This is a genomic window from Paenibacillus sp. J14, from assembly GCF_000518465.1.
Taxonomy (GTDB): Bacteria; Bacillota; Bacilli; order Paenibacillales; family Paenibacillaceae; genus Fontibacillus; species Fontibacillus barengoltzii.
The window spans coordinates 1-4735 of the sequence record NZ_JADQ01000098.1 but is presented as its reverse complement, the minus strand read 5'-3'; the positions used below and the strand labels follow the sequence as shown (position 1 = coordinate 4735).

Annotated in this window: 3 protein-coding genes and 1 pseudogene; 2 read left to right on the top strand and 2 right to left on the bottom strand. The window is 37.0% G+C overall.

Annotated elements, in window-relative coordinates; all coding sequences use genetic code 11:
• Together M891_RS24415 and M891_RS0121960 are read left to right on the top strand one after the other, a co-directional pair.
• A pseudogene (locus M891_RS24415) lies at positions 1-182 on the top strand (ISLre2 family transposase); the annotation flags it as partial.
• A gap of 210 nt (positions 183-392) precedes the next feature.
• Positions 393-629, top strand: coding sequence for a hypothetical protein (locus tag M891_RS0121960; protein ID WP_028540279.1), 237 nt, complete (start codon positions 393-395; stop codon positions 627-629).
• Positions 630-873: 244 nt separating this feature from the next.
• On the opposite strand, the gene M891_RS0121955 is transcribed toward M891_RS0121960, so the two are convergent.
• Entirely contained in the window at positions 874-1659 is a 786-nt protein-coding gene (locus tag M891_RS0121955; protein WP_028540278.1) for a hypothetical protein, read from the bottom strand.
• Between the two features lie 243 nt (positions 1660-1902).
• On the bottom strand, positions 1903-3717 hold the full coding sequence (locus M891_RS0121950; protein ID WP_028540277.1) for an RNA-directed DNA polymerase: 1815 nt from the start codon (positions 3715-3717) through the stop codon (positions 1903-1905).
• Positions 3718-4735: the final 1018 nt, after the last annotated feature.

Below are 4735 nucleotides of genomic sequence, written 5' to 3'. Positions count from 1 at the left end.
TAAGAACGGTTGAAGGACAAGCGAGTAAGCAGGCAACGCCGCAGCAGTCGATAAACATGCGGCAATTGCTCAAGAACGTGACGCAACCGGTCAAGGGTTGTATCGCTGGAATGATTCGCATGCTGCAAGGACCGAAGCAAAGCAGCACAACGGGTATGGCACTCAAAGCACTTCGCGGATAACGGCAAAAAATTCTGACAAATCACTTGTGTTTGATGAAAGAACGAAGCAAAGCGCTTACAAGGAAGAGGTTCCTTCGGGGTTCGCGTTCCAGGCATCTTAAATGACTGCCCACGCTAGCTTGACACTGACTTTGAGTTACTAACTCCATTCCTTCAGGTGTATTTGATGGTATAATGGTTATAATTAGTTCTTGAAAGGAGATGTCCAGTATGGCGGTAAATAAAGAACGATTCTATGAATTACTCGATCGATTATCCGATAAAGATCTTGAATTGGTTTCCGAATTGATGGAGCGACTTTCCAACACCTCCTCCAAAAGGGAAATCCCTCTCGATGATGAACCAACAACTCAAGATGAATTAGATGCCATTAAAGATGCTCATGAAGCTTACCTAAAAGGTGAATTGATTAGTCTTAAGGATGTTGAAAATGAATTACGAAATTAAGTTCCTTAAGGATGCCTTAAAGTTTCTTCGAAAACAGGATATCGTAACACGGATCTTCAAGTGTCTTTTATTTACCTTGCACCGGTTTCAGATAACGTTCCCGCATTCACGAACCCGAGAACCTTAAGCCCCAACGGGGCGGCCGCGACGCGGTTAGGTTCGCAGGGTTGTCACCTGAATACACTTCCTCGAAATGCCTCTCGGCGACCGAGCAGCCGTCAGGCTGCGATGCGTGAATGCAGTGTTATACGACGTCATCTCTTCGATTGAGAAGCCCATAATAATAATTTAATATTTCACTAGATATTTCCCCAAAACCCAGTCGTTTAGCAACTTCTATAGCGGGCGAATAATCATGATAATCAAGATGCTTTAAAATCATTTTTCTTTTATTTGGTAATGATACTTTAGAATAATATATCGCCCACATCAGAATCCTATTATTTACATTTATGTATTCCGGGACTTCGTCCTCTATTAAAATACCGATGACTTCTGAGATTCTTTCCTGAAGTTGTCTTTCCTTATATACGTTTTGAGCCCAATCCAATATAAATTTATGTCTAACTGGATATCGTAATAATCTGTTTACTATATGATCTGATTCTGCGTAATTATCTATCAACCAAATGATATGATCATCCTCTAATGTTTGATCTTTAATGAAAGTACTAACCGCCCATTGAATGTCATCACTGCTATTCAAAATGAAGCTCTGATATAGATAAAATAAATTATTCAAGAGTGCCTTGCTAAATTGTTCATTTGAAGCTCGATTTTTTATGATTCTCTTCAAAATTTTAAGGCATTCCACTCGCCTGAATCGTCTATTCGCTTTTATGTCATTTACTATTATTTCCGCAATATATTCAATTGAGTTATTGTCAAATGCTACTGACTTAAGCAAATGACGTTCATTATAAATATCTAATGTGGTACTAATAAATTTCTTTATATATTTAGAGGGAACGTAATGCATTCTAATTCTTTCTAAAATTTCTATGTGATTATTAATTTCAATAGCCTCCATATCTATCCCCCATTAAATTAAATACATTTTTAAGATGATGTCGTATAACGTTCCCGTATTCACGACGCCGAGAGGCTTAAGGACCGCAGGTCCGGCTGCGCTTGCGCAGTTAGCCTCGCAGGTGTGTCCGCCTGTTTCCGCTTCTCTGAATTCCATCTGGCGGACCGAGGGTCGGCGAAGACGACCCGATGCGTGAATATAATGTTATCGGATGTTCGATTCATCATTGAGTTACGAGAGAAATCAATTAATATTAAATTGAGTATCTAGCCATTTAAGATAATATGGATCCTTTATGTGAGTTTTTATTTTTTCTCTAACTACTTTATCATTTCGAATTTTTTCCGAATTCAATACTGAACACAACACAAGAAACTTACCGAGGGGGTATATTCTTTGTATTGATTTTGGAAATAAATAAAAACTGAGTTTGTTATCTAACTTTTCTAAATCTTTAAACATCATTATCTGACTCGCTAATGTTACTGTATTGGGAACGCCCGAAGATATTTGACTCGATAAAATTTCTTCAGAAATTTTGCTATTGGTTATTAGTAACCTTGATATGGTTGCAGTTACTTGCCTACGTAAGAAGGTATCCGTTTGCCATAGATTCTTATACTTAACAACAAATTTCAACAAGTCTTCAGGGTGATTGTATTTTGCTTTAAACCATAATAAACAATAAAAATCCGAAGGGAGTTTTCTTTCAAAAGAAAACTTAGTAATATGCTCTTCAAATTCTTTTAAAAATTTTCTAGCCTCGTCATTAGTAGGTATTTCCCACTGGGTTAGCAAATAACATAATTGATACAAAGATATATCATCGAAAATATCAATTAACTCTACTATCTCTAAAACCTTTGAGGAAGTATTTTTGTTATATCCGAGATTTTGTAAATATATTAGGAGATTCTCTCTTAAGTTTGGATATTCAACATATAATCTTGTTAATTCTGTTAGTAATTTTGTGGATCCTAGACGACCATATGCTGTGATATATCGTTTAGTGACTTTATCCCAGTATTTTGCTCCCTGGTCCTTAAAATGAGCTTTAAACTTTTTATGAAGCTCTTTACAAATTTCTTTATAGTTAGAATCGGTCTTTTTTACTTTTTCAATACTATCAAGATACCTATTTTCCTCAATTTGAAAATGATAGTACCCTTCTTTCTCATTATAAATATTTGTTTTGGAAAGGTTTAATGCGAGCCCTCTACTTTTTAGCATGTCTGATATTGCACTGATTATTTCTATAGCTTGTTTACGTGAATCAACACCAATCGTAATATCATCCATCCAGCGCGCAAAACTATTGTTTGTTTTTTGTTTGATAACTTCATCAATTTCAAATAAAAAAGAGTGAGCAAGCAATCGGACACCTTCAATGTTGGTAGTAGGTAATCCTCTTGAGGAATAAGGTAGATAATCTGGCTTCCAAGATATATCTTCAATTATTCGAAAAACAAGATCTATTACTACTTCATTTATCTTAGAGTAACTTGTAAATACTTTCCTTAATTCCCTTATATCTATACTATCATAATAATTTGAGAGATCTGTAACAAGAATGAATTCTTTATCATCAGTAAAATTATAAATTTTCTTTTGTAGATTTTTCCATTGCTTCCGCCAGTTAAATTTGTATTCATCAGTAGTATGTGGTTTTGAAACACTATGTCTGTCTCTTGAATAAAAGGCATTTTCGGAGGGTTGATTCATTAATATTTCTTTTGATAGTTTTTCAACTAACACTTGAAAAACTAATGCATCAGAAGGTTGCGGAGTAACCAAATGTCTACATACACCAAACTTCTTTTCAATTCTATATGTAAGTGCTTGAGATACCTTATAATTTCCACTTAAGATATCGTTGCGTATTGATGTAGCTCTTTCATCAATATTATAATTAAAATCATAGTGATCAAAAAGATCTTTAAGATCAATGCTTCGGAGTTGGTTTTTTACAATTTTTCTCCAAATCTCTATTATATCTTTTTTTTCAAATATCTTTGCGAGTTCTGATTTTCTTAATTTACTGAAGCGTTCTGTCTGCATTCCAATGAACCTTCTCTCTTCATTATGAATTACTTCTTAATATGCTTTGTTCTACAAAAAAATTCATAAGACTCCATAAAATGTTGTGTTTTGTTGAAAAATCGAATTTCCGATAACGTTGTTGTATTCACGAACCCGAGAGCCTTAAGTGAGCGTAGCGAACGGGTCGTCAGACTTAGGCTCGCAGGGTTGTCGCCTGATTATGCTTCTTTGCTTCTGAATTAGCCCCGTAATGAGTTCACTTCCTACACTCCAGGCGACCAAGGGGCCTTTAGGGCCCGCAGCGTGAATACAGTGTTATCGGATGCTCCATGGATTTGCCCAAGCAAGATCGGTTTTGGGTTTCTCCCCCTTTGCTTTTAGTCTTTTATATAGGTTTTTACAGGTTTTTATATATAGGTTTTATACCTTTTTTACTAGGTTTTCATATACGGCGACGTCGTTCTTTCTCCTTCGTCTTACGTTTTCTCGCAACGTTCCTCTTCCGTTGAAGATTCCGCATTTAGCTTTTCGTGTTTTTTCGTCTTTATAAGTATTTTAAAAGGGGGAGAAACCCCGGGACTGGCTTTTTCATCCAGACCCAACGATCTTGCGTTCCTCTGCTCCTTTGATTTCTCTCCCGCGCAGAGGATGGGCTTCTTCTTGTCTCAACTTCAGGAGTTTCCGATAACGTATCGTGTTCCCGACGTCGAAAGGCTTAAGCCGCTGACCCGTCGAGCGCAGCGAATCAGGTTGCCGGGTGGCTCCGCCACTTAGCCTTGCAGACGTGTCCGCCTGAATTCCCTTCCTTGCTACTGAATTAGCACCGTAATGATTCCACTTCATATATCTTCGGGCGGACCTTGCGGCTACAGCCGCGTTGCGGGAACATTGTGTTATCTGCCGTCGTTCTTCACTGCAATTTCTTTTTACTNCCTTTATTTCTTTTATATACTTCTATGTATCCTCTTCATGATGTTTCATCGTTATTAACTCACGACTCTTACTGAACCAAGTCCTAGCTACTGCTTACTTCTTT

Bases quoted from the DNA above. Each gene is read 5' to 3' on its own strand.
- M891_RS0121955 (WP_028540278.1), bottom strand. From the start codon at position 1,659: ATGGAGGCTATTGAAATTAATAATCACATAGAAATTTTAGAAAGAATT.
- M891_RS0121950 (WP_028540277.1), bottom strand. From the start codon at position 3,717: ATGCAGACAGAACGCTTCAGTAAATTAAGAAAATCAGAACTCGCAAAG.
- M891_RS0121960 (WP_028540279.1), top strand. From the start codon at position 393: ATGGCGGTAAATAAAGAACGATTCTATGAATTACTCGATCGATTATCC.